The sequence below is a fragment of the Vibrio tarriae genome (assembly GCF_002216685.1).
Lineage (GTDB): Bacteria > Pseudomonadota > Gammaproteobacteria > Enterobacterales > Vibrionaceae > Vibrio > Vibrio tarriae.
The window spans coordinates 486,514-511,764 of the sequence record NZ_CP022352.1; the positions used below are offsets into that span (position 1 = coordinate 486,514).

16 protein-coding genes and 1 pseudogene are annotated in these 25,251 nt (G+C 47.6%); 5 read left to right on the plus strand and 12 right to left on the minus strand.

The genetic code is table 11. The features are described from left to right. Positions 1-26: 26 nt before the first annotated feature. The 7 genes from CEQ48_RS02760 to CEQ48_RS02790 form a co-directional block, all read right to left on the minus strand. Positions 27-3,563, minus strand: a complete 3,537-nt coding sequence (locus tag CEQ48_RS02760; RefSeq protein WP_089070132.1) for a toxin VasX — start codon at positions 3,561-3,563, stop codon at positions 27-29. Beyond that, positions 3,553-4,356 (minus strand): DUF4123 domain-containing protein, encoded by an 804-nt coding sequence (locus CEQ48_RS02765; RefSeq protein ID WP_198301120.1) that lies wholly within the window; start codon positions 4,354-4,356, stop codon positions 3,553-3,555. The genes CEQ48_RS02760 and CEQ48_RS02765 overlap by 11 nt, the downstream gene beginning before the upstream one ends. Continuing rightward, positions 4,356-6,458: a type VI secretion system Vgr family protein gene (locus tag CEQ48_RS02770; RefSeq protein WP_089070134.1), complete on the minus strand. Its 2,103-nt coding sequence runs from the start codon at positions 6,456-6,458 to the stop codon at positions 4,356-4,358. Before CEQ48_RS02770 ends, CEQ48_RS02765 begins: the two co-directional genes overlap by 1 nt. A 127-nt stretch (positions 6,459-6,585) precedes the next feature. Beyond that, positions 6,586-7,104, minus strand: coding sequence for a type VI secretion system effector Hcp-2 (gene hcp-2, locus CEQ48_RS02775; protein WP_001142947.1), 519 nt, complete (start codon positions 7,102-7,104; stop codon positions 6,586-6,588). A 393-nt stretch (positions 7,105-7,497) separates the two neighbouring features. Further along, positions 7,498-9,687: a 1,4-alpha-glucan branching protein GlgB gene (glgB, locus tag CEQ48_RS02780; protein WP_089070135.1), complete on the minus strand. Its 2,190-nt coding sequence runs from the start codon at positions 9,685-9,687 to the stop codon at positions 7,498-7,500. 205 nt (positions 9,688-9,892) lie between these two features. After that, a complete protein-coding gene (gene malQ, locus CEQ48_RS02785; RefSeq protein WP_089070136.1) occupies positions 9,893-12,073 on the minus strand; it encodes a 4-alpha-glucanotransferase in 2,181 nt (726 codons plus the stop codon). A gap of 85 nt (positions 12,074-12,158) precedes the next feature. Beyond that, positions 12,159-14,612 (minus strand): glycogen/starch/alpha-glucan phosphorylase, encoded by a 2,454-nt coding sequence (locus tag CEQ48_RS02790; RefSeq protein WP_001886544.1) that lies wholly within the window; start codon positions 14,610-14,612, stop codon positions 12,159-12,161. A gap of 577 nt (positions 14,613-15,189) precedes the next feature. Between CEQ48_RS02790 and malT the strand changes: the two genes are divergently transcribed. Continuing rightward, positions 15,190-17,898 carry an HTH-type transcriptional regulator MalT gene (gene malT / locus CEQ48_RS02795; RefSeq protein ID WP_181710688.1) on the plus strand — a complete coding sequence of 903 codons (2,709 nt, stop codon included), beginning with the start codon at positions 15,190-15,192 and terminating at the stop codon, positions 17,896-17,898. A 67-nt stretch (positions 17,899-17,965) separates the two neighbouring features. Here malT and CEQ48_RS02800 read toward each other — a convergent pair whose 3' ends face one another. After that, positions 17,966-18,322, minus strand: a complete 357-nt coding sequence (locus CEQ48_RS02800) for a YibL family ribosome-associated protein (protein ID WP_089070138.1) — start codon at positions 18,320-18,322, stop codon at positions 17,966-17,968. A 154-nt stretch (positions 18,323-18,476) separates the two neighbouring features. Between CEQ48_RS02800 and CEQ48_RS02805 the strand changes: the two genes are divergently transcribed. Next, positions 18,477-20,138: a methyl-accepting chemotaxis protein gene (locus CEQ48_RS02805; RefSeq protein ID WP_089070139.1), complete on the plus strand. Its 1,662-nt coding sequence runs from the start codon at positions 18,477-18,479 to the stop codon at positions 20,136-20,138. A gap of 101 nt (positions 20,139-20,239) precedes the next feature. On the opposite strand, the pseudogene CEQ48_RS02810 reads toward CEQ48_RS02805, so the two are convergent. The 4 genes and pseudogenes from CEQ48_RS02810 to CEQ48_RS02825 form a co-directional block, all read right to left on the minus strand. Continuing rightward, positions 20,240-21,136, minus strand: a pseudogene (locus CEQ48_RS02810) (NAD(P)-dependent oxidoreductase); the annotation flags it as partial. A 54-nt stretch (positions 21,137-21,190) separates the two neighbouring features. Beyond that, entirely contained in the window at positions 21,191-21,910 is a 720-nt protein-coding gene (locus CEQ48_RS02815; protein WP_000533704.1) for a YebC/PmpR family DNA-binding transcriptional regulator, read from the minus strand. Between the two features lie 80 nt (positions 21,911-21,990). Continuing rightward, a complete protein-coding gene (locus tag CEQ48_RS02820) occupies positions 21,991-22,200 on the minus strand; it encodes a DUF3283 family protein (RefSeq protein WP_057555229.1) in 210 nt (69 codons plus the stop codon). Positions 22,201-22,362: 162 nt separating this feature from the next. Beyond that, a complete protein-coding gene (locus CEQ48_RS02825; protein WP_089070142.1) occupies positions 22,363-22,560 on the minus strand; it encodes a PA3496 family putative envelope integrity protein in 198 nt (65 codons plus the stop codon). 318 nt (positions 22,561-22,878) lie between these two features. Here CEQ48_RS02825 and CEQ48_RS02830 point away from each other — a divergent pair, with 318 nt between their 5' ends. The 3 genes from CEQ48_RS02830 to CEQ48_RS02840 are packed head-to-tail and all read left to right on the plus strand — an operon-like array spanning position 22,879 to position 25,108. Next, positions 22,879-23,721 carry an ABC transporter ATP-binding protein gene (locus CEQ48_RS02830; RefSeq protein WP_089070143.1) on the plus strand — a complete coding sequence of 281 codons (843 nt, stop codon included), beginning with the start codon at positions 22,879-22,881 and terminating at the stop codon, positions 23,719-23,721. Beyond that, complete coding sequence (locus tag CEQ48_RS02835; RefSeq protein WP_089070144.1) at positions 23,718-24,650, plus strand: ABC transporter ATP-binding protein; 933 nt, start codon at positions 23,718-23,720, stop codon at positions 24,648-24,650. Before CEQ48_RS02830 ends, CEQ48_RS02835 begins: the two co-directional genes overlap by 4 nt. Next, complete coding sequence (locus tag CEQ48_RS02840) at positions 24,647-25,108, plus strand: transcriptional regulator (protein WP_089070145.1); 462 nt, start codon at positions 24,647-24,649, stop codon at positions 25,106-25,108. Before CEQ48_RS02835 ends, CEQ48_RS02840 begins: the two co-directional genes overlap by 4 nt. Positions 25,109-25,251 lie beyond the last annotated feature (143 nt).

Below are 25,251 nucleotides of genomic sequence, written 5' to 3' on the forward strand. Positions count from 1 at the left end.
ATTTTTTCGATAATCGATTCTACGCTTTACGCTAATACGGTATTTTGCGCCCAATCTTGATCACTGTTGTTATCTAAACGAAACGTTGGAACCACATTCACAGCGCGAGAATCATCACGCTCTTCTAATGCTAACGTGGGAAAGCAGGCCTGCTCAACGTGCAGCTTGGTTCTGAGCACAAAAACAGGCTGGTAGCGATACTGATAAGAACGCATCATCAGTAGGCTAAAATCGGTACTGTATTCGGGTACGGTTAAATCATATTTAACAAAATAGGCAGTACCTTCATTACGCTGCTCTTGATGGATAACACTGACATTGTGCGAGCTTAAGTTAATCAGTTCACTGGTTTCCCTTGAACCCGTTCGGCTACTTGTTATGGTCTTTTTTTCAATCGCTTGTCGAGCATAAAACTCAACCGTGACCGATTGAGCATTGAGTAACGCCGCTAAATTGGTGTTGACATGAATAACATGGGTAGCACCTAATGCTTGCATCTGCTGAGTAAACACCTCGGAGAATTCGGTTTGTGGGCCTAAGCGGTACGCTTTAACCGATAGAGTAAAAATCAACCCAATAAACCGCTCAAACGCCGTCGTCGGGTCTTGCAAATGTGCGTAAGTCGCCGAGGGTGACTGACCAAACGGGCCGTTTTTCAGCCACGCCTCCATTGGGGTATCCTTCCAAAACATGTAGAGCGCGAAACCTACAACAGACAGCCCAATCCCTAACCATGCCACAGGTCCCATACCAAATAACACCGGAGCGCTGGTAGTAAAAAAACCCGTTGCGACGGTGGTGGTTAACGTCCCTATCGCCACCATACCCATCGCAACGCTGGCATCAAGATCATTTTCTTGCCAACGGCGCATCGCATCCCAACCAGCAATACCCGCAGTTAAAAAACCAGCACCAATACTTATGACACCTAATCGACTGATGCTGGAAACCAAACGCACCTTACCATTATCAAACGTCATTTTTTTCACAAGGAAATCAGGCATAACAACTGCGGTTTTATGTGAAGCTGTTGCCAAGCGAGAGGCATTTTGTGTATACAGATTTGAAGCATGAGTGAGCGCAATACTAAGATCCGCCGCGGCACTTAGCGCGTTAGCAAGTGAATATGAATAGTTCGAATCTACACCTATAAATGTATTTATTAAATGCTGCTGATTATTTTTCAGGTTAATCAATTCCACTACAGCAATAAAGTAAGGAATTCTGAATTTTTCATAAGCATTACTGACGTTGAGATCCGTACGATTCATATCCCGTAACGCTCTTTGCGTATTCGCTTGATTTAGGGCCGCAGCCATGCGGCTTTCTTGAGAGATCACCACCACTTTAAGTGGTGATTTAGCCCCGACTGAACCTCGACTTTCTGAAATCAGATCACTAGAGCTAAAAGCATTTTTATTGGTCGATGCCACCAATTTGCCCGAACGATCATACAAACGACCAAACGCTGATTTCTTTTTCGAGTCGACAAATTCACGATCAGCAGCGCTCAATCCATAACTCAAGCCATGACCATGCACACCAACCACCGTACCTTTCAGCTCAGCACCACTGACGGGTACATAAGTGATATCTCCCCACATTTTGGCATTAGTGGCTTTCATTAAACCGAGTACAGGGGCATAAGCGGCGTTAAATTGGATCACTTTCGCTTCACTGATGAGATCTTGGCTTAGGTTCAGCAACGTATCAAAGTAACCCTTTAAAATATCATTCATGATACCGGCAATACGCCGTTCAAGGTTAAAAGCCTTTTCCTGGTTGCTATTGGAAGGCGACATAAAAGCCAGATCCATCACTTGTAACTGCTCATCTTGAATGAGCATCTCCTCTTTCGACCACAAAGCTAACGATTCAAGCGTTGCATATCCAGATCCCGAGTTAAATGGCGGTGGTGCGCTATAGCTAGCTTGCTCCAAATTTATCGTACCTTCTTCTGGAAATAATATTCGGTGCAAAGGATGGTTATCTTTTGGAGAGAGGATTTGTCTAGCGGTTTCTAAATAAGGTGAACGAACGTCACTTTCAGGGTTTGACATTTGATCCAATTTATCAAAATTCACGCTCAGAGCGCTCAGCGCATAGCCAACAATCACATGCGCAGCCGATGCGTTAATATCGTTCATTGAACTGATATCACGCAGCACATGAGCCAATCTCTTCTGGTTCACCTGCAATTGGAGTTTCTCTTGCAATACCTTTACATCTTGGCAACAAAACTGTCGCTCAGTAGTACGTAATGTTCTGTGGAAAACGCCTCCATAGTAATTGTCTATAGCATTACGATATTGATAGTAAGGATTTTCTTGTTGTCCGAACTTGGCTGGAACCACCAATTTTTGCACTAGCTCTGCAGTGCGATAGTACTTTTGTTGACTCATATCGATATAGACTTGCTGTAAATACCCAACAGCAGATTGAGTAAGAAAAGCGTGATGTCTTAAGTCAAAAAGAGGATCGTCCAATACAATTGCTCTCAGATGACGCTTTTTTGCATCTTCTAAAAAATCTTTCGAGTCATCAATAGTCCACAACTTAGCTTGATTTGGATCTGAGTTGATAATCTCAATCAGTGCGGCTTGCTTAATAGCATATTCATATCGATGAGGTTGAGCATATTTAAAAACCTGTACCGCCTTATCACCGTCGTCATTCGCGGATAAGATTTCCTCTTTAATGGTTTGGTAAGTGCGTGTTACCCACTCCCCAGAGAGATCACGGTTGAGATTACTTGGCTCAGCAAGAAACAACTCCAACTCTGGCGCTCTTATTCGCATTGGTGGCAGTAAGCTAGCTTTCAATACATCGACATTGCTATCCACATTCAACTGATGAAATGCAACAGCTCGTTGAACTAACTCGTTTTGATTCGCCTCAAGATAATTAAGGTATTGTGCACTCCACTGAACTTCTGAAAAGGCAAGATGGATCCGTGCCCCCTTGTTATTCTCTTTAGCCGGTATCCAAATCTCTTTTAGTGCCACACCAGTTGCGATTCGAGCTTCATCTTTAAACGGTTTATCTCTACCAGTACGATATTGGTAAAGATTGACATCTTTAAGAGAGTAATCACCGCTATCTTCTGGGCTAATTTGAATTTCACGCCATACTTTATGGTTGTAAAAGATATAAATAAAACCTGCTCGAACAGGAGCAATTCTCTCTTTATAAGTTAACGATGATTGATAAGTAGGTAAAAGCGTTAAAGGTAAAACTGCATGTACCAAATAATCTTGCTCGTCTTTCTTTCTTGGTATGTCTGCTACATTTTGAAAAAGCGGTAATTTGATTGGATCACCTTCCGCTTCAATTTTCAGCCAAACATTTCGATTGGCACTCTCATCACACCAATCCCAACTGTATACCGTACTTTCATCAAGTTCAGGATCAATACTCTTTTTCGCTTCTAGAGCAGCCAGCTGTGACATATCAGTTAAGTCATAAAACTCAAAGTCTTGTTCAGAGCCATGTTGTATACCCGTTACTTCAATGAAAAACTTTTTACCATCACAGCTCGGACTTGAAGCAAACTTAGTAGACATATGCGTTCTCCCTAGACATTAAGTATTCTATGTGTTCGACGATATTTTCTGATGTTTGATGTGACTTCGAATGAAAATTAAGATCATTGAGGGCAACATCATAGCGCTGTATTAAATGGCGTAATCGAGAAGAAATTTTAGGCTCTGTTATCTGGTGTTGTGAGCAGAATAAATGAACCATTTTCTGTTTCTGCCAATTCAACTCTTTAATATTGTTTTCTGTAGCCCACTGCACGATCTCATTTTCATGATATTTATCATTGAGCGCATTTTCCTGAGATTCTGTAAGAAGCCAAAGATTTAAAGCAAGCTCCCCCCCCTCACCAACGACTTTGCTCCATTTAGCTAAATCACTGTATGTTTGACGATAAAAATAAAGGCTGCTGAAACATCCCAACCATTTGCCAGTATCGTTCGTATATGAACGCTCAAAAAAATAACTTGCCACTGAAGGACAATAATAATGAAACAGCCCTCTTCGATTACCTGAGAATTGAATATGTAATCGATTCCTTAGTTGAGCTAAGGCAACATTAAAAGAGACATTAAGTGGTGCAGAAAAATACAGTGTATGTTCTTTAGGTAAGATGTTTGTCATTGGATCTTGCTCATACAATGCAATCAACAAAGGGCTACGATCTAGTAATGACTCAACTGATGTCGATAAATATAACGGCTCAACCAAATGTCCAGAGATGTTGTTATAAACCTCAGCGTGCATATTATGATAATGATTAACTAGAGCGAACCAGTTAACTGTAACTCCATTGCAATGGCTATCGAGAACTAACATTATTTATTGTTCCCACAAGGGCAATCACTTAACGGGCAGCTTCCATCAGAGCGCTTTTGACATACCTGAGTGATCGGCATTTCTATTTTTACATCAGCAATGACCTGCTGGATTAGGCTTGCTGTCGGTAAGATAAAATCTATCTCATCTGGCGCACTTAGAGCCTCTAATCCAAATGGCAACTCGGCCATTTTACCGCCATAGCCTGAACCGCTGCCTGCGCTGCCGCCGGAGTTGAGGTTAATAGCAGAGCCGACGACGTGCACACCGCCGGCATCGACTTTGATAAAACTGCCACCCGCTTTTATTGTAAGCTCGTTGCCTGCTTCCAAGACCAGTTTGTTACCCGCTTTAAGGTGAACCTCTGTGCCTGCATCGTAAATCGCTTTGCTGCCGATTTTTTGCTGCAATGAACCACCGATTTCGCTACTGCTGTCGAGTTTGACGAGCGTACGACTCTCCCCCTCGACCGTCAGGTGCTGGTTGTGCTTAATCTGAGTAAATTGGTCGTTTTCAACGGTCAGGTGTTGGTCATGGCGAATGACCGCGGTGTGGTCGTTTTCAATCAAACCATCGAAGTCTTTCTGCGCATGCAGGTAGATTTGCTCTTTGCCCGCTTGGTCTTCAAAACTGAGCTCGTTAAACCCTTCCCCTTGGTGCGTCTCGGTGCGCAGCACGGTTTTGGTTTTGTGCTCTGGCAGGGTATACGGCGGCGTGTTGGTCGCGTGATAAGTACGTCCGGTGATAATGGGTTGGTCTGGGTCACCATTTAAGAAGGAAACAATCACTTCATGGCCGATGCGCGGAATGGCGATAAAACCATACTGACTGCCCGCCCAACCTTGCGACACCCGTACCCAACAGGAGCTTTGCTCGTTACCGTTCGAGTAGCGGTCCCACGGGAAATAGATTTTCACCCGCCCATGTTCATCACAGAAGATTTCTTCGTCTTCAGGGCCTACGACCGTGGCGATCATTGGGCCATCGACTTGCGGTTTGGGTTGTGGCTCGGCGCGCCAGTGGAGATGCCCCGGAATTAAGCTGAACTGATTACTGTAGGTAGTGGCACCACTGCCGCCCTCTTCTTGTAGCGCTTGCGGCTGCTCACCTTGGTGGTTAATGGAGACCACCACCCAATCGCGGTTCATCGCGGGGTCAAGGTGCTCTTGCAGGTCAAACTTATAGCCAGCACGCAGCAGCGGTTCATTACTCTGCCCTGTTGCGGTGTGGGCATGGCGGCGCAGGTAATCTAAACGGATTTGGCTAAAGGCGGCACCGTTCACATCATCTTTGTAGCGCCCCGGCGCATCAAAATGTTGGTAGCGTGTTTGCTGATAATCCAGCTCAGTACCCTGCACGGTTTGTAAAAAGGAGTAGGCTGGCTTTTTGAAGCTGTAGTCTTTGAGCAGAACTTCGCTCACTTCTGCTTGGGTGCGATAGGTTAAGCCGTGGATATACGGCGTATCCATCGTACCGCCCGCTAAAGCGTTGTAAGGGATGGGCTCCGGCAGTTTGCTTAAGCTGTCACTGGCATCACTGAAATAGAGGGTATGTTTGCCCGCTTCGTGGACAAAGCTGTACACCAAACCTTCTTCAGCGGCGAGGCGGTGCAGAAAGTCGATATCACTTTCACGGTACTGCACACAGAACTCACGCTGCGCGCAATCACGCTTGAGCGCAAAAGCGTAATCGTTGATGCCCATCTCTTGCAGCAAGATAGAAATAATCTCAGGGACAGTTTGCTTTTGGAAAATGCGGCTATTGTGGCGCAGGGATAAGCGCTCTAAGGCAGGCACTAAGGTGAGTTCGTAGAAGGTGTGGTGATGGCCGATATCGCCTTGGCTAAAGGCGCGCACAATGCCGTGTACGCGCTGCACCAACTGTGAATTGCGGTAAAGCTTGAGCTCAGCACGCTTATCCACCATCTGCTCGGCAGTCAGATTGGATACCCGACTCGCCAGTTGCACTTGATAGCGAAACCCGTAACAGGGTTGCCCTAAAAAAACACTGTTGGAGAGTGACTCCTGCCCGTGAAAGCCTCTGACCACCAGAGTCTCATCTTCCAGCCCTTCCACCTCAATGCTGTACGCTAATGTCGCCATCCTGCCTTTCCTTCCCCTACATTAAAAATGGCAAAACCTTAAACCCACAATACCGCGCCAAACGATACTCTGGGTTTAAGGTTCACAGCCGCCCACCCGAAGGTGAGCGACATTCTCGCAGCGTAAATTACGCTTCGATTGGCTTACGCCAGTCATCAGAGCCTGAGGTGCCCGCGTTAACGTGGTCCCAAGTGATTTTGCGGTAAGACAGAGACACAGTCACATTCTGAGTAAAGTCAGATTTTGCTGGGTCTTGGCAGTGTGGCATTTCACAGTGGATATCAACGATAGACGCGTTTTCCAGCTTAGTGGTGAAGAAGTTTTCTTGTTTGCCTTCGATAGAGGTACGGTACCATTTCAGCTCAACGGTTTTCAGCTTCTCACCAGAAGAGAGCGCGTTGTACAGCAGAGGAACCGCTTTGTTCAGCGCCACAGTGAATTTGAATGGCTTGTGCACACGTTGGCCTGAAGGCTGACCAGATTGTGGGTCAGTCGGTACAGTCACAACGTGGTCAAACTGCTGAACCAGCATCTCATCTTCGTGGCCTTCAACGAATGAATCGCCGATAGAGTCAGCAGTACATGCGCCTGCAGTGATAAGACCCTGAGTTTGGCCTTCGATAGAGATATAACATGGAGTTGGCATGGCTATTTCCTTTCAATAAATCATTTTTAAATAAATGAATGAGTTAACGCGCTCTGCGCACCGTCGCGATACAAAGAGCAAGTGGGATGCCAACTTTCACACCATTCAAAATCAATAAGTTATAGAAATAACCCCATCAGCAAAGCAAAAAGCTGCCCAAGACTGAGCAAGATCTTGCTTGGCGGGCAAAAAGTCACGAGTTTAGGAAGCTGAGATCTTTGGCAAAGATCCCGTATTCAGAGAGATCCACTCACCACTTAGCGCTGCAGGTAGAAGATCATGAGTAGGGAATCAACAAAAAACCGCCGCAGCGGTTTTTTTCATAAGGTATACCCTTCCTACTTGGCGTTGCAGCTCCAAGTAGGAAGGGTATATAACAACAAACGGGAAGAGCTACTTCGCACTCCATTGATAAAATAGCGTCGCGAGCGGCGGCACACTCAATAGCAGCGATTGCTCCAAGCCTTCACTGCTGATCGCTTCCGTGCTCACATCCTGCAATACCCGATAATCACTGCCGTTGTACTGCTTGGCATCGGTATTGAGCAACAAGCGGTACTTCCCTGTTTTAGGAACGCCTAAGCGAAATGCCTGCTGTGGAACAGGCGTGAAGTTGGTGATCACTAACACACGATTACCAGCTTCATCCATCCGTTCATGAGCGATCACGCTGAGATCGGCATTATCTTGTAAGCGCCATTCGAAGCCGCGCGGATCGCAATCAAGCTGATGCAACGCGGTTTGGGCTTGGTACAGATGGTTCAAATCACGCACTAGGCGCTGAACCCCAGCATGGCGTTCAAATTGCGTTAAAAACCACTGCAACTGACCATCGTGATCCCACTCCGCAGTCTGTCCTAACTCAGTGCCCATAAAGTTGAGTTTTTTGCCCGGCTGACCATACATATAACCCAAGTAGGCGCGTAAGTTGGCGGTTTGCTGCCACTCATCACCCGGCATTTTGTACATAAGTGAGCGCTTACCATACACCACTTCATCGTGTGATAAAGAGAGCACATAGTTTTCACTAAACGCGTAAATCAGCGGGAAAGTCAGGGTATTGTGGTGGTATTTACGATGCACCGGATCCTCTTTAATGTACGACAAGCTATCGTGCATCCAGCCCATGTTCCACTTAAAACCAAACCCTAGACCGCCCATAAAGGTCGGGGCAGAAACACCGGGAAACGCGGTCGACTCTTCGGCAATCGTCATCGCATTCGGGAAGTGTTTGTACACCTCCTCGTTCATCCATTTGAAGGTAGCAATCGCATCGTAGTTTTCACGTCCACCATCAACATTCGGGATCCATTGATCATGGCTACGCGAATAATCGAGATAGAGCATCGACGCGACCGCATCAACGCGAATGCCATCGATATGGAACATCTCAAACCAATACAGCGCATTAGCGACTAAGAAACGGCGCACATGCTCGCGACCAAGATCGTAGATGTAAGAGTTCCAGTCTTGGTGCCAACCGCGGCGTGGATCCGGATCATGGAATAAGGGCGTGCCATCAAAATTGGCCAGACCGTGAGAATCTGATGGGAAGTGCGCAGGCACCCAATCGAGCACCACACCAATCCCCGCTTGGTGGCACAAATCGACAAAATATTTGAAATCATCCGGCGAGCCGTAACGGCTAGTGGGCGCAAACAGACCAACCGGTTGATAGCCCCAAGAACCATAAAATGGGTGCTCAGCGACAGGCATTAACTCAACATGGGTATAACCCATCTCAACCAGATAAGGCACCAATTGATCGGCCAATTCACGGTAATTGAGGAATTCACCGTTTTCGCCTCGCTTCCATGAGCCAACGTGCAGCTCATAAAACGAGAGCGCTTGTTTACGCTTTTCAGTCACAGGGCGCTGCTGCCAAGCCGTATCTTGCCACTGATAACGACGATGATCATAAGTCACAGAAGCAAAAGAAGGGTATTGCTCAGCATAAAAACCCCACGGATCCGCTTTATGCGGCAGACCTTCTCCATGTGGGCCTTTCAACTCAAATTTGTATTGCGTGCCTTCCGGCAAGCCGGGGATAAAAATTCCCCAAATTCCGTAATCGAGACGCTGCATCGGATGGCGACGCCCATCCCAATGGTTAAACGCACCAATCAAACTGCACGCCGCAGCGTGAGGGGCATACACCAGAAAACGTACGCCAGAAACCATTTTTCCATCACGCTCTAGGGTGACAAACTGCGCCCCCATATGGTGATACATCTGCTTTGGCGTATGCAGATCTTCATATTCAGCGTAGAGGCCGTGATATTGATACGGATCATCGAGTAACTGCTCGGTACCCGCCCAATCGACAGCCAATTGGTAGTGCGTAAAACGCAGATTACGGCCATCTTTCAGCACAAAGCCGCCCTCGCCTTCACGCTCTAACGCCACACGAGCTTGCCCTTCAACCACCAACGCGACGTTATCAGCCCCCGGCATCCACACTCGCAGCGCACCTTGTTCAGCGGGAATGTAAGGGCCTAGAAATGAAAAGGGATCAGCAAACGCTGCACGCGCCAACTGATCATAAAATTGTTGAACCTTGGATGGTTTTTTTGTGATCTTCAAACCTAACTCCTAACCTAACTAGCGAATATCCCCTTCCGGCTTAAAGATCGGCGTGTTAGCGCCTCTTCAAGGTATTTGGGTATAGCAGAAAGCCCGCAAACCGCGGGCAAAGCGTGTGTCCATCTTACCGGACTTCTCAAGGAGGAAAGAGTGACCAACCCTCAACTTCTTTGGGTCATAGTTAAGAAATTGGTCACTGAGTTCCTTATTGGCTGGCTTTGCTGCGCACTTCGGTCAGACGTGCCGCAATGCGGTTCACTTCTTCGCGCGCAAAAATCTCGTCCAGATTCATCGATAACTTACGTCGCCAGTTCGGGTATTCATTGACCGTTCCCGGAATATTGACTGGCTTATCCATCTCTAGCCAATCTTCCAACTGCACGCTCAGTAACGCGGAAGAGCCTGCCGCCACATGCAGTTGCAGAGCTTCGCTCAAGTAGGAATCCATCGGAACCTGAGTCGCATCACGTCCAACGCCATCCGGCAAATAGCCGTGCCACGCCACTGAATCGAGAATGCCCTGTTTGGATTTCAGGCGATCATCAAACAAACCTTGCAGCTGCTCTTCATCGGGATAGAAGCCTATTTCACGTCCCATTTTAAGATCATCACAGTGCCAGAAGCCGCGCAGGGTTGGCATGTCATGGGTACAGAGTGCCGCCATGGATTGCTCTGCGTAATGCGCCGGAGAAACGTAACCGCCATCTTCCTTCGACGTTTCGAAGAAGAAGACTTTGTACGAATGCACGCCCGCATCGCGCAGCAGCTCAACAATTTCATCCGGTACGGTTCCCAGATCTTCGCCAATCACGCTGCACTGGTGACGGTGAGATTCGAGCGCCAAAATCGCCAACATATCTTTGACTGGGTAGTAAATGTACGCGCCTTTCGTCGCGTTTTCACCTTTCGGGATCCACCATAAACGCAGCAAGCCGAGCACATGGTCGATACGCAAGGCGCCGCAGTGCTTCATATTGGCACGCAGCAGTTTGATGTAAGCGTCATACGCCGTCGCTTGTAACACTTGCGGATTGAGTGGCGGTAAACCCCAGTTCTGCCCCAAAGGCCCAAGCACATCTGGCGGCGCACCAATGCTGACATCTTGCAGCAAGTTGCCCTGATCGGCCCACGTTTCGCTGCCAGAATCGGCCACGCCAACCGCGAGATCGCGGTATAAGCCAACTGCCATACCTTTTTCTTCGGCCAGTGATTGCACTTCGTGGATCTGTGTATCGGCAATCCACTGTAAGTACATGTAGATGTGCACCGTATCTTGATGATCTTCAATAAATTTTTGTACCGCACTGTTATCAAAACGGCGATATTTCTCTGGGAAAACAGGCCAGCCCCACACCGACGCATCTTGTGCATGTAACTCGGCATGCAGCGCATCAAATGCCGCTTGATGCAGTAAGCTCTCACCGCCCTGTTCCACGAAATTCAAGAAAGCATGAGCACGATCAGAATGCTTATCCAGATGACGTTTTTTAAATTCGGCAAACAACAGCGGTAATACGCTCATTTTAAGCTCAGCCACTTCGCTGTAGTTTACCCAATGGGCATCACGCACTTTTTGCAGGCGCAGCTGGAACTCTGGACTCCCCACTTTTTGCTGTGCTTCGGCACTGAGTGCAAACTCAGGCACTGAGCTGACATCAATGTACAGAATGTTGAGCCAACGGCGAGAGGATGGGCTGTACGGACTTGCGCCCTCTGGGTTGGCTGGAAACAGCGCATGGATCGGGTTTAAGCCAACAAAATCGCCGCCGCGTGATGCAATATCCGCCACGAGCTGTTTCAAATCACCAAAGTCTCCCATGCCCCAGTTGTGCTGAGTACGCAGGGTATATAGTTGAACGCTCGGTCCCCACAGCTTTTTGCCTTGTGCCAAGGCTGGTTGCTTGTAGCAAGCTTGTGGCGTCACAATCAGTGTCATTTCGTAAGGTGCTTTGCGACGCTTACGGGCAATCAATAAGGTGTGATAACCGAGCGGCAGATCATTCGGCAGAGCAAACACCAGTGGGCCGCCTTCGGCACGTTCATCACGTACAATTTGTGATTGCAGATAGCCTTCCAGCACCTCGCCTTGCTCGGTCTGCAAGCGCCAATCAAATTCGCTTTCGCGCGCACTCACGCCAAGGTAGAGCGGGACTTCGATCGCCGAACCTTGATGTACAACGAGTACCGGATCCACCACATCTTTTTTGTGTTTCTTCTCTGCCGATTGCAGCAAGGCTTCATCGCTACTGGTGTCATAGCCAAGAGACGCCAAAAGACGACGGATCGTGTCATCTTCCACTTGAGCTTCACTGCCCCACGCGCTGACATATCGATCGGCAATTTTTGCCATTGCAGCGACTTGTTTTAATGCATTGTCTTGATTCATCGCTCTCTCCGAAGGGACTGCTTTCCCCTTCCGTGTAGGGTATGTAAAAAAGGTGAGCCAGAGGGGTCTGACTCACCAAAGGGGCTTAACGCTGTACAGCGCTCAGTTTCCAAATGTTATTCACGTAGTCGCGGATACTGCGGTCGGAGCTGAATTTGCCCACTAACGCGGTATTGAGGATGGCTTTTTTCGCCCAGCCCGCTTGGTCACGATACTGTTTATCGATCGCTTCATGCGCTTTCACGTAAGAGGCGAAATCTGCCAGCACCAGATATGGGTCACCACCATCGAGCAAGCTGTCATAGGTCGCGCGCAGTTTGCCCGGAGCACCCGGCGTAAACTCTTCACCCACCAGCAGATCCAGCGATGCTTTGAGGAGCGGATCGGCATGATAGAAATCGTATGGGTTATAACCACGCGCTTTCAGTGCTTCCACGCCATCCACTTCCAAACCGAAGATGTAGATGTTGTCATCGCCCACTTCTTCACGAATTTCGACGTTCGCGCCGTCCATCGTACCTATGGTCAGAGCACCATTGAGCGCCATCTTCATGTTGCCAGTACCGGATGCTTCTTTACCTGCGGTTGAGATCTGCTCAGACACATCTGCCGCTGGAATGATGATTTCGGCCATGCTGACGCGATAGTCAGGGATGAATACCACTTTCAGCTTGTTGCCGACCCGCGGATCGTTATTGACTTTCTGCGCGATCATGTTGATGGCGTAGATGATCTCTTTCGCCAAGTGGTAGCCCGGCGCCGCTTTTGCCGCGAAGAACACCACACGTGGATGCATGTCAAAGCTTGGATCATTGATGAGACGGTGATAGAGCGACAAAATGTGCAGCATATTGAGGTGCTGACGCTTGTACTCATGCAGACGTTTGATCTGCACATCAAAAATCGCATTGGTATCGAGCTCGATGCCCATGTGATCTTTCACCCACTCAGCCAGACGCGCTTTGTTGGCTTTTTTCACTTCCATAAAGCGTTTTTGGAACGCCGCATCTTCGGCGTACTGCGCCACTTTGGTCAGTTGATCCAGCTTCGCAGGCCACTCATGGCCAATCTTCTCTGAAATCAGCGCCGATAAACCAGGGTTACAGAACTTCAGCCAGCGACGTGGCGTGATACCGTTGGTCACGTTCTGGATTTTGCCCGGATAGAGCTCAACAAATTCAGGGAACAGGTCACGCTTCACCAATTCTGAGTGCAGCGCCGCTACGCCGTTCACCGCATAAGAGCCGACCACACACAGGTTGGCCATGCGCACCATGCGGTGGAAGCCTTCTTCGATGATCGAGAGCTTTTGCTGTTTCGCCACATCACCCGGCCATTTGGCACGCACTTGTTGCAAGAAACGGTGGTTGATCTCGTAGATGATCTCCATGTGACGTGGCAGCAGGCGTTGGATCAGTGACTCACTCCACGTTTCCAGCGCTTCTGGCAGCAGAGTGTGGTTGGTGTAAGCAAAAGTGTGCGAACAGATCGCCCACGCCGCTTCCCACGACATCAGCTTTTCATCGATCAGAATGCGCATCAGCTCAGGAATGGCGATGGTTGGGTGCGTATCGTTAAGCTGAATGGTTTCGTATTTCGGCAGATCCGCCAACGCGTGTCCTGCCGCCTCATGACGACGAAGAATATCGCGCACCGACGCTGCACTGTGGAAATACTGCTGCATCAAACGCAGGGTTTTGCCTTTTTCGTGGTTGTCGTTTGGATACAAAACTTTGGTGATGTTGCCAGCATCGATCAGCGCATGCTGCGCTTCAAAGTAGTTACCGTTATTGAAACTTTCTAGCGAGAAAGGCGCAATCGCGCGACATTCCCACAAACGCAGCGGGTAAACCGTATCACTTTGGTAGCCGACAATCGGCAGATCCCACGGCATCGCTTGCACCAGCATGCCCGGTACCCAACGACGACGCTCTTTGCCATTTTCATTGACGACTTCAACGTGGCCGTAGAAGCCAATTTCCTGCTTCAGCTCAGGACGCGCTACTTCCCACGGGTAGCCTTCGACTCCACACCATGCATCCGGCGCTTCTTTTTGACGGCCTTCTTCAAAAGACTGTTTAAACAGACCATATTCGTAATGCAGACCGTAACCCACGGTCGGATATTCTTGCGCCGCGCAAGAATCCATAAAACAGGCGGCAAGACGGCCTAAACCACCGTTACCTAATGATGGGTCGCGCTCTTCTTCCAGCAAGTCACTCAAGTTCTGGCCAAGCTCTTCCATCGCTTGCCCTACGGCTTCATACACACCCATGCTGATCAAGTTGTTGCCCGTTAAGCGGCCAATCAAAAACTCCAGCGATAGGTAGTTCAGGCTTTTGCTATTGAGAATGCGTTCATCCTGTTCGGTTTCCAGCAAATCAAACGTCGTAAATTCAGCAAGGGCACGTCCCATCGCCAAATACCAAGCACGCGCCGAAGCGTGCTCTACTGTTGTGGCATAAGTTGCGGTCAAATGACGCTTCACATTTTCTTGGAACAACTTCTTGTCAAACTGTTTCTGTTGAGTAGGTTTCATTGTGAACTCTCACTGTTTGGTTCTAATCCATCTGAGCCCTATCCTGCCTCTACGACTTTGGCAAAACATCCTCCCACTTTTCTCATACATTGGGAGGAGGAGCCAAGGCGTAGAGGCACAGGAGTCCGGTAGTGAGTGATCTAGCTCTCATCAATGCTCGGTTCAGCCAGAGATAGCAGTGATTCGGATCACACCACCTGCCGATTAACCATAGCTAGGCTTTATGAAGGTTCGGAAAACAAGAGGTTGAACATTTGTCCACTCTGCTAAATAGATCACAATAAATTCGCTTTCGTTACCCATTTTTCACTCAATAACGTAGAGGCAAGAGCAATATCGTCAGCCAAAGAAAGATTGATTAGTGATAATCATCACAAATATAGGGCGTAATGAGTATCGAAACGTGAAGAGCACAGAAAAGTCAGTATGGATCAATAAACGCACCGAATAACTTCAAGTAACATTCGTCCATCTGAGTGTGATACGCCTCGCGTATTCACCTCTGCCATAGGCTTGGAACTTGCGTTTCAAGTTAAAAGAGCATGAGGCTCTGACTGAAATAGACGAGAGAAAGAAGATGTGGATCCCTTCGAAACTGACTCGCCCAGGACGTTTGCATAACGCCATCGTCCGCCCCCGTGTGCTGGATTTATTGCAACACGCCACTTGTTATAAATTGGTGCTGTTTCGTTCCCCCGCTGGCTATGGCAAAACCACTATGGCAGCGCAGTGGCTTGCCGATAAGCCGAATCTGGGTTGGTACAGCATTGATGATAGCGATAACGATCCGTTCCGCTTTATGAACTACCTGCTGCAAGCGATTAATAAAGCAACCCATAACGCCTGCCCCAATGCGCAGAAATTGGCAGAAAAGCGTCAGTTTTCGTCATCACATTCGCTGTTTAGTGAGGTGTTTGCCGAGATGGCTGACTACCACGGCGAGTGCTATGTGGTGCTGGACGATTATCATCTGATCCATGATGAAGCCATCCACGAAGCAATGCGCTTTTTTTTAAAGCACATGCCCGATAACTTAACCTTGGTGGTAACGAGCCGTTCAACTCCTCCTTTGGGTACGGCTAACCTGCGCGTGCGTGATTTAATGATTGAGATCGGCAATGAGCTTTTGGCGTTTGATACCGAAGAGACGACGCGCTTTTTCAACCAACGCGTTTCCGATGGGATTGATACGCTGACCGCCAATCACCTACGCGATTATGTGGAAGGTTGGCCTTCTGCGATGCAGCTCATCGCTCTCCAAGCGCAGCATCAGCACCGCACGCTCGCTCAAACCATAGAATCAGTTTCGCACTTTAATCATGCGCATCTTTGGGATTATCTGGTCGAAGAAGTGTTTGATCTACTCGACGATGAAACTCGCTATTTCTTGATGCAGTGCTCGGTACTCGACCATTTTGACGATGCGTTAGTCAGCAGCTTAACAGGGCGTGACGATGCTCTGGCGATGATTGAGTCACTTAACCGCTTCGGGCTATTTATCTCACCGCTGGAAGGGGAAACCAACTGGTATCGCTTCCACAATCTGTTTGCTGAGTTTTTAGCGCACCAACGTCAAGCGCGCATTCCGCAGCAAGAACAAGATTTGCAACGCGCTGCCGCCAAAGCGTGGTTAGAAGCCGCAGCACCTCATCAAGCGCTGCGTCATGCTCATTTAGCACAAGATACCGAGCTGCTGGCGAGCATTTTGAGCCAATATGGTTGGAAAATGTTTAACCAAGGCGAACTCGAAGTGTTGGAAGCGGCGATCAATCAGCTCTCGCCTGTCCAACTGTATCGCGAGCCCAAATTATGCATGTTGCAAGCTTGGCTGGCGCAGAGTCAGCATAGATACAATGATGTCGGCGCACTACTTGCCAAAGCGGCGAAAGAGATGAAAGAGCTCAACGTTGAGCTCTCCACCAAAGAGCAAGGCGAATTTAACGCCCTGCGTGCCCAAGTCGCGATTAACCAAAACGAGCCAGAAAAAGCGCTGGAACTGGCTGAACTCGCGTTAAGCCAGTTGGATCACACGACCTATCGCAGCCGCATTGTCGCGACCTCTGTCGTTGGTGAAGTGAACCACGTATTAGGTCATCTCAGCCGCGCACTCTCCATGATGCAGCAAACGGAAAAACTGGCGCGCCAATATCAGGTGTATCACCAAGCTTTATGGGCACTGCTGCAACAGAGCGAAATTTTACTGGCGCAGGGATACGTGCAAGCGGCTTACGAAGTTCAGGATAACGCGTTTAAGTTGATTGAAGAGCAGCAACTGCACCAAGTACCGCTGCATGAGTTTTTGCTGCGGATTCGCGCGCAAATTTTATGGTGTTGGAACCGCTTAGATGAAGCCGAACAAGCTGCTTATAAGGGGCTGAACGTGCTAGAAAACCATTCGCAAAGTAAGCACCTGCACTGTTATTCGATGCTGGCTAGAATTGCGATTGGCCGAGGCGAGTTGGATAAAGCCGGACGCTTCATTGAACAGATACAGCATTTACTCAAGCAATCAACTTACCATGTGGATTGGACGGCGAATGCGTCGCTCTCTTTGCTGCTCTATTGGCAAGCTAAAGAGAACAGCACCGAGATCCGCCAGTGGCTACAAACCAGCACTCGGCCGGATAAGGCGTGTAACCACTTCTCCCAATTGCAGTGGCGTAATATCGCGCGTGCGCAGATCCAACTGGGTGAACTCAGCGAAGCGCACCATACCTTGGACTTTATTCAAGAGCAGGCGCAAAAATATCAACTCGTCACCGACATTAATCGCAATTTGATTGTAGAAGCGCTTCTCGCCATCACCGAAGGCAATGATCAGCAAGCCTGTGATAAGTTAAAGCAAGCGCTACGCCTTACCAATCAAACCGGCATGATTGGTAATTTCTTAATTGATGGCGGCAAGATTGGTTATCTGCTCGAAAAACTGGTGCACAAAGGTGAATTAGGCGATTTGGAACGCCATCGCGCTCATTTGCTGCTCAAGGAAATCTCAACCACTCAACGCAGCCGCTCCATTCATTTTGATGAAGAGTTTGTCGAAAAGCTGGTTAATCACCCGAACATTCCAGAACTGGTACGCACTAGCCCGCTCACGCAGCGTGAATGGCAAGTGCTTGGACTTATCTACTCTGGTTTCAGTAATGAGCAAATTGCCCATGAATTAGATGTGGCAGGTACTACCATCAAAACCCACATTCGCAACCTGTATCAGAAGCTCAATATCGCCAACCGTAAAGAAGCGGTACAAACGGCAGAGCAGTTGTTGCAACTGATGGGCTACTAGGTTTTCCTTGGCCAAACGCAAAAGAGCCAGCAAACGCTGGCTCTTTTCATCTCTATGCTTTGCTCAATTAGAAAGGCTTAGGCGCAAAACCTGTCATCACTTCTACACGCATTGCTTTACCGATTTTAGTGGTGGGATGCACGATCACTAACCCTTTCACCAACTTTTTCAACTTACCTAAATCCGCTTGCTCAAGCTTAGTCAGCTCACGAGAAAAAGGCATATCGGCAATGGTTTTACGCATTTTATTGAGATCGTAATCTTGTTTGCCTTTCACGCTATTCAAACGTTTAGTCAGGACTTCTAATTCATCGGTGAACTTGCTGACCATCTCTGAATCGGCGCGACTTTTTGCAGCATCCAACTTACGGCGGCAAGTATCGATGCGATTGTTGAGTTGTTGAATATCGGTTTTAAGGTTCATGATGGTCGCTCTATCGAACAGAAAGGGCGCAGAGTATAGCACGCTCTGTCAGCTTATACTCAAACAACTTCTAGCACTCAGCTACACAAACTCCCTTTTTGAACTAGGCTTATTACTAAAGTTCTCATGATAACTAATGACGTGAGCCACCACTATGAGCCTAACCATTCGACAACGCCTGTACATCCTTTCCTTGGTACCTTTACTTATCATAGCGTTAAGTATGATGTACTTTACCTTTAGCGAAACCCGTCTGCTCAGTCAAGAACAGATGCGCAATACCCGTGAAACCATGATGGAAATGAAGCAAGCTGAGCTGAAATCTTATCTACAAATCGCGGATACCGCGCTCGCTCCACTCAAAGCTCGCCAAGCTACCCTCGATGAAGCACTCGAGATATTGCGTGAAATTCAGTTTGGGCAAAGTGGTTATATCTTCGGTTACGATGCGAAAGGCACTCGCCTGTTATTGGGTAAAGCGACGAATGGCCTAGGCGACAATTTTATGAACATGCAAGACACCCAAGGCAACTATCTCATTCAAGATTTGCTGAAAAATGCCAAATTGGACAAGTTCACGACTTATTATTTCCCCAAACCCGGTGAACAGACTCCCTTGCCTAAACTGAGTTATTCAGTCTATCTCCCGCATTGGGATCTCACCATTGGCACTGGTTTTTATACCGACGATGTGGATGCTGAAATTGCAACAATGGAGGCGCGTGCAGAAGAAAGACTAGAGCAAGGGTTGTATACACTGGCCGGCATTACGCTGCTCATTGTCATTTTGGTTAGTGTGATGGCGATTATGATTAACCGTAGCATCATGCGCCCACTCGAGCTGTTTGATGCATCCATCAGCTCATTTGCCAGTGGCGATGCCGATTTAACCGCACGCATGGAGAGATTCAGTGTTCCTGAATTCCATAAACTGAGCCACAACTTCAACCGCTTTGTAGAGAGCTTGCAAAACATCATTAAACGGGTCAATCAAGTTGGACAGCAGGTCGTTGAAGAAACGAATGCCATGAGTCAACGGGCCACTCAAGTTGACCATTTAGCGTCGAACCAAAGAGAAGAGACCGAACAAGTGGCCACTGCGATGACCGAGATGACGACCACAGCTCAAGAGATCTCTAACAACGCAAATAATGCCGCGCAGTCAGCCAAAGATGCAGAAGATAATGCAACCGACGTTCATAACATCGTTAACGCTGCAGCTCGCTCAGTCCAAGCCTTAGCGGAAGAAGTGGCTGATGCGAGCAGCGTTATTGCGAAACTCGAAGGGGATGTCAACAACATCACTAGCTCATTAGCTGTAATTCAAGATATTGCCGAACAAACTAACCTACTCGCCCTCAACGCGGCAATTGAAGCTGCCCGGGCGGGAGATCAAGGCCGCGGGTTTGCAGTGGTAGCCGATGAAGTTCGTAAGCTTGCCAGCCGCACCCAAGAGAGTACTCAGCAAATTCATACCATGATCCAACAGTTGAAAGCGGGCTCAGACGCTGCAGTGAAAGCGATGGGATCTAGCCAACAGCGCAGCATTACCACAGTGCGTGAAGCCAACGCAGCGGCCGAAGCCTTACAAAAAATCCAAGCGTCAATTGGCACTATTATGGATATGAACGCGCTCATCGCGACAGCAACCGAAGAGCAGAGCATTGTCGGTCAAGAGATCTCACAGCGTATTGTGGTGATTTCTGATCAAAGTAGCGAATCGGCATCTCTGGCAAACCAAAATCGCCAAGGTAGCCAGACATTAAATGGAAGAGCTCGCGAACTGTATGAGCTGGTGGCGCGCTTTAAGGTGTAAGTTGTTTACAGTGTAAATTGAATCGTAATACCACGAACCGCCCCAAGGTCACCGATGACAAAAGCGCCTCTCTCACTGAGGCACTTTTGTTGTAAGCGTGGTTATTTCTTACCTGCGCCTTTTACCGCTTGAATCAGTACGGAAGTATCCATACGACCTAACCCCTGCGCAGAAAGGTACTGGTAAGCGGCCATCGTGTTTTCTGTCATCGATAATCTCAGGCCTAACTGCGCGGCTTCATCAAGGCAGAAACCCAAATCTTTGATCATCCAATCAATCGCAAAGCCAAAATCAAACTTCTCTTGGCTCATAGTGAGCGCGCGATTTTCCATCTGCCAAGAGCCAGCCGCGCCATTTTTCAAACACGCCACGAGATTCGGGATATCCAGCCCAGCTTGCTCTGCCAGCATCAATCCCTCAGAGAGGCCATTCAACACACCCGCAATACAGATTTGATTGACCATTTTGGCACGCTGCCCCTGCCCTGCCGCGCCCATCAAAACTGAAGAGCGTCCGTAAGCAGCAAAGATAGTTTGCATCTCAGTAAAGAGTGCTTCATCACCACCACACATGATGGTCAAGACACCATTCTCAGCCCCAGCCTGACCGCCAGAAACAGGGGCATCCATAAAACGTAAACCCGCTTGCTGCGCTGCAGCAGAAAGTTCCTGCGCCAGCTGCGCTGAAGTCGTGGTGTGATCAATCAAGACAGAGCCGGGCTTCATCGCCTGAAAAGCGCCATCAGCGGCTGTCGTCATACTGCGCACATCATCGTCATTACCTACGCAAGTCAGCACCACATCAGCGTTCTTGACACATTCTGCCACCGTTTCAGCATACTGCCCGCCAAACTGTTTCGCCCACGCAGCGGCTTTCGCTTGAGTACGGTTAAAAACCGTCACCTCAAAACCGGCTTTTTGCAGATGTCCCGCCATGGGATAGCCCATCACGCCTAATCCAATAAAGCTGACTTTCATTTTGTTCTCCTTTTTATTTTTTGTTCTTTCCCTAAAAGAAAAAGCCGAGCTTTCGCTCGGCTTCCAAGATAACGATTATTCGATATCCGCGTTATGGTAAACCTGCTGTACATCGTCGCAATCATCCAGCATGTCGAGGAACTTCTGGAATTTTTCTGCGTCTTCACCGCTTACTACTGTGCGGTTTTGTGGAACGAAAGTGATCTCTTCTACATCCAAAGTCAGGTCTGGAAAAGCTTCGTTCAACGCGGTTTTTACTTTGAAGAATTCGGTGTTAGGTGCAAATACGGTGATCACCCCATCCTCTTGCTCGATGTCTGTCACTTCCGCGTCAGCCATCATCAGCGCTTCAAGAATCGCTTCTTCATCATCGCCTTGAAATTGGAACACCGCTTGGTGATCAAACATGTGCGCAACCACACCTGGAGTACCAATTTTCGCACCCGTTTTCACGAAGCATTGGCGAACGTCTTGATATGTACGGTTACCGTTGTCACTTAGACAGTCAACGATCACACTCGCGCCACCAGGGCCAAAACCTTCGTAACGTGCTGGTTGGTAATCTTCACCTGCGCCACCGCTGGCTTTATCCAGTGCTTTTTCGATAACGTGTGCGGGTACTTGGTCTTTTTTCGCTTTCGTGATCAGATGACGCAGCGATAAGTTCATGTCAGGGTCAGTACCGCCGTTTTTCGCACAAACGTAAATCTCTTTACCGTATTTTGAGTAAACTTTAATCTTTGCGCCTTGAGTTTTCGCCATTGAGGCTTTGCGCACTTCAAAACTTCTTCCCATTGGGATGTTCTCTCTAATTCAATGTGTTGCGACGGATTTTAGCAGAAGGCTTGTTGTTTGCCACCTGCAGAGCATAGGCGCTACACAGCGCCCATCACTCTTTTGTACTTATCTATCGACTGTTGAAACCACTGCTTTTCGCTTTCAGAAGCAATCTTGGCCATCTGCTTAGTGATCTCTTCCGGTCCTGCTTTTGCTTGCTTAAGGCGCCAAACAAGGTAAGAAGCTTGTTTATCAAGCTCTACTCTGTTTTTTTCTTCCGCAGTCAGTAGTGCAAGGTTGAAAGACATTAGTAAGCCCACAATCAATAAAATCGTGGGGCGAAATATAACATAGGAATGCGGAAAATTAAGAGTCAAAATGTTGCTTTGGGTGCTTCAAATCAACTAAAGCAATAAAAATAAGTAAGGGTGACCTAAGTCACCCTTCATCGATATCTTTGATACCAAAGGCTAGTGCAACAAACCCAGCTCTTTAGCTTCCTCGATAGTCAAACCACTTTCACGTATCTCACGTAGCGTTTCAATACGGCGTCGAGCTTGCGCTGACTTCAAGTTCTTTGTTGGTCGCTGTGACTCAATTTCCTCAATTGAATCCCATTTGTTGGCAATGTTCGTCATGTCATCATGGTCAATAGAATTAATGGACATAGATACCTCCGATAAACCATGCTAGGAACAGCTAATCTGTAGCAAAGGCGCAGCGCTTTGTTAAGTAGATTTAATCCATATTGTGATTGTGGCAATACTTCAGAAAACCTATCAATAGAACTATAGATATTCTTTTTGCTAATACCCAAACTCATCGCTAAATTGGCGCGTTGATTCGATAGTTTTCCGCAAAACTCTATTGTGCATAACCTTGCACCAATCCTCACTTCTTCGAGTCAAGTCACTTTTTTAATGCTGCATATTCTTACGTTATCTTTAACATAAACGATAATTATTATTATTTATGTTAGGTAAGCTATGACAACCCACACTTTGGCTTTTCACTCAGACCCTTTACTGCGAATACGTAATCTTTGCGTTGATTACATTACTGATCATGGTGATTTCGCAGCAGTTAAATCGGTCAGTTTTGATATTGGTAAAGGCGAAATTTTCGGCCTTGCCGGTGAATCAGGTTGCGGTAAAAGCACTATTGCTTTTGCTATCAATCAGCTGCATAAAGCTCCAGCCAGAATCTCTAGCGGGGAGATATGGTTTGAAGATAAGGATTTACTGCGTCTCGCTCCGAATGAAGTCAATGCATTACGCTGGAGCCAAATCGCGATGGTTTTCCAAAGCGCAATGAACTCTCTCAATCCTGTCCTCACCATTAAAGAGCAATTTGCCGATGTACTGCGCTTTCACTTAGGGATGACCAATCAACAAGCGCAAGATCGTGCAGAAAAACTGCTTGATTTAGTGAATATTCCGCGGCATCGATTGAGCGAATATCCGCATCAATTCAGTGGTGGAATGAGACAAAGGCTGGTCATAGCGATTGCGCTCTCGCTCAATCCTAAAATGATCGTTATGGATGAGCCAACTACGGCATTAGATGTTGTGGTTCAGCGTGAAATACTGCAGCAGATTTATCAATTAAAACAGGAGTTTGGCTTCTCAATATTATTCATTACCCACGATTTAGCGCTCATGACACAGCTTTGCGATCGTATCGCGATCATGCGTCACGGCGAAATTGTCGAAGTCAACACTTCTCATCAAATCCGCAACAACCCTCAACATGCTTATACCCAAAAATTATGGGCTTCGTTCCCTAATATCCATAGTGCTCGCCATCAACAACAAGGAGTCGTCGCATGAGTGACTGCATTTTAGAAATGAAAAACGTGGTGAAAGATTTCACTGTGGGTGGAGGTTTAGCGAAAACGGATATTTTTCGGGCACTTACAGGTGTGAGTTTTAAATTACGTGCAGGAAGAACTTTAGCGCTAGTAGGAGAATCCGGTTGCGGTAAAAGTACCTGTGCCCGTCTGATCACTAAAGTTTATCCAGCGACCGAAGGCGACATCCTGTTTTACGGCCAGAGTATAGATGAGATTAAAGGGCGCAAGGCACTCCTTAATTACCGCAGTAAAGTGCAAATGGTGTTTCAAGATCCGTTTGGATCCCTCAACCCTACTCATACCATAGCGCACCATCTTACACGTCCATTAAAAATACATAAGCAAATGACTGATCCATCGCAGATCCCCAAGCGCCTTGATGAATTATTGCAATTAGTTGAATTATCTCCCGACACTTTAGCAAAATACCCTCACGAGCTCAGCGGTGGTCAGCGGCAGAGAGTGAATTTAGCGCGTGCTTTAGCTGTGGGGGCGGAATTAATTCTAGCCGACGAGCCAACTTCAATGCTTGACGTTTCAATCCGTCTTGGAATTTTGAATCTGATGCAGCGGATGAAAAAGGAGCTCAATATTGGCTTTTTGTACATCACCCATGATTTGGCCACTGCCCATTACATAGCCGAAGAAACGGCAGTCATGTATAAGGGTCAAATTGTTGAATGGGGAGACACATTATCAATTTTGACCAATCCTCAACATCCTTATACCCGTTTGTTGATTTCAGCCGTTCCCGATCCCGATGTGTCATTTGGCAGACTGGTTGATAATGAGCCAAACTACTCAGTAGAGGCGGATCAAATCCGAGAAAAAAGTGCTTCTCTTCAGCCTCATATTGATCAAATCGGATCAAATCACTTTGTCAGACGTTGGGATCTTGCCGCATGAGTGAACTACACCACTGGCTGAATACTGTTCACCAATGGTATCAACACAAAACAGGTGAACATGTAGCCAATTTGCAACCTTTGATTTTGAATGCCCCAGCTCAGATCTGGGGCCCAAACGTTGATGAAACGCAAAGCAAAGCGATTGCCTGCTGGCTTGATGCCTGTTTGCGTCAATTTGAGTTTTATCGCGAGACGGATACCGAGAAGGCCTTGCAATATCTCAATTTGGCTTACGGTCGATTCCAGCTCTGCGCCGCTCAACCTGAGTGTGACTTGGAGTTGAAATCTTGGTGCTTGCTACGGATGCAACAGCTGATGGTGCTGAGTCTTGAACATCTCAACCATCAAGTGGGTGGAGAATCTCAATCTCACGCATTGATCGATGCGCATGTACGTTTTATGGCGTTTCATGCTTGGAACGATGATCAAGGAACTCGAGATCCGATGCGCGGATAGTCGGGATCGAAAGCACTGAGTCGGGATTTTGCCAAATCGTAGGCAAAAAAAGAGCGAGCTATTTAAACTCGCTTAAAACATATGAGCCAATCTACAATTCATCAGATAGGACAAAAGGTTGTCTATTCGTGAAGCAGTGTATC

Coding starts and splice junctions, on each gene's coding strand:
- CEQ48_RS02815 (WP_000533704.1), bottom strand. CDS start 21,910: ATGGGAAGAAGTTTTGAAGTGCGCAAAGCCTCAATGGCGAAAACTCAA.
- malQ (WP_089070136.1), bottom strand. CDS start 12,073: ATGAATCAAGACAATGCATTAAAACAAGTCGCTGCAATGGCAAAAATT.
- CEQ48_RS02820 (WP_057555229.1), bottom strand. CDS start 22,200: ATGTCTTTCAACCTTGCACTACTGACTGCGGAAGAAAAAAACAGAGTA.
- CEQ48_RS02770 (WP_089070134.1), bottom strand. CDS start 6,458: ATGGCGACATTAGCGTACAGCATTGAGGTGGAAGGGCTGGAAGATGAG.
- CEQ48_RS02760 (WP_089070132.1), bottom strand. CDS start 3,563: ATGTCTACTAAGTTTGCTTCAAGTCCGAGCTGTGATGGTAAAAAGTTT.
- CEQ48_RS02840 (WP_089070145.1), top strand. CDS start 24,647: ATGAGTGAACTACACCACTGGCTGAATACTGTTCACCAATGGTATCAA.
- CEQ48_RS02790 (WP_001886544.1), bottom strand. CDS start 14,612: ATGAAACCTACTCAACAGAAACAGTTTGACAAGAAGTTGTTCCAAGAA.
- CEQ48_RS02805 (WP_089070139.1), top strand. CDS start 18,477: ATGAGCCTAACCATTCGACAACGCCTGTACATCCTTTCCTTGGTACCT.
- CEQ48_RS02835 (WP_089070144.1), top strand. CDS start 23,718: ATGAGTGACTGCATTTTAGAAATGAAAAACGTGGTGAAAGATTTCACT.
- CEQ48_RS02765 (WP_198301120.1), bottom strand. CDS start 4,356: ATGTTAGTTCTCGATAGCCATTGCAATGGAGTTACAGTTAACTGGTTC.
- CEQ48_RS02830 (WP_089070143.1), top strand. CDS start 22,879: ATGACAACCCACACTTTGGCTTTTCACTCAGACCCTTTACTGCGAATA.
- malT (WP_181710688.1), top strand. CDS start 15,190: ATGTGGATCCCTTCGAAACTGACTCGCCCAGGACGTTTGCATAACGCC.
- CEQ48_RS02800 (WP_089070138.1), bottom strand. CDS start 18,322: ATGAACCTTAAAACCGATATTCAACAACTCAACAATCGCATCGATACT.
- hcp-2 (WP_001142947.1), bottom strand. CDS start 7,104: ATGCCAACTCCATGTTATATCTCTATCGAAGGCCAAACTCAGGGTCTT.
- CEQ48_RS02825 (WP_089070142.1), bottom strand. CDS start 22,560: ATGTCCATTAATTCTATTGACCATGATGACATGACGAACATTGCCAAC.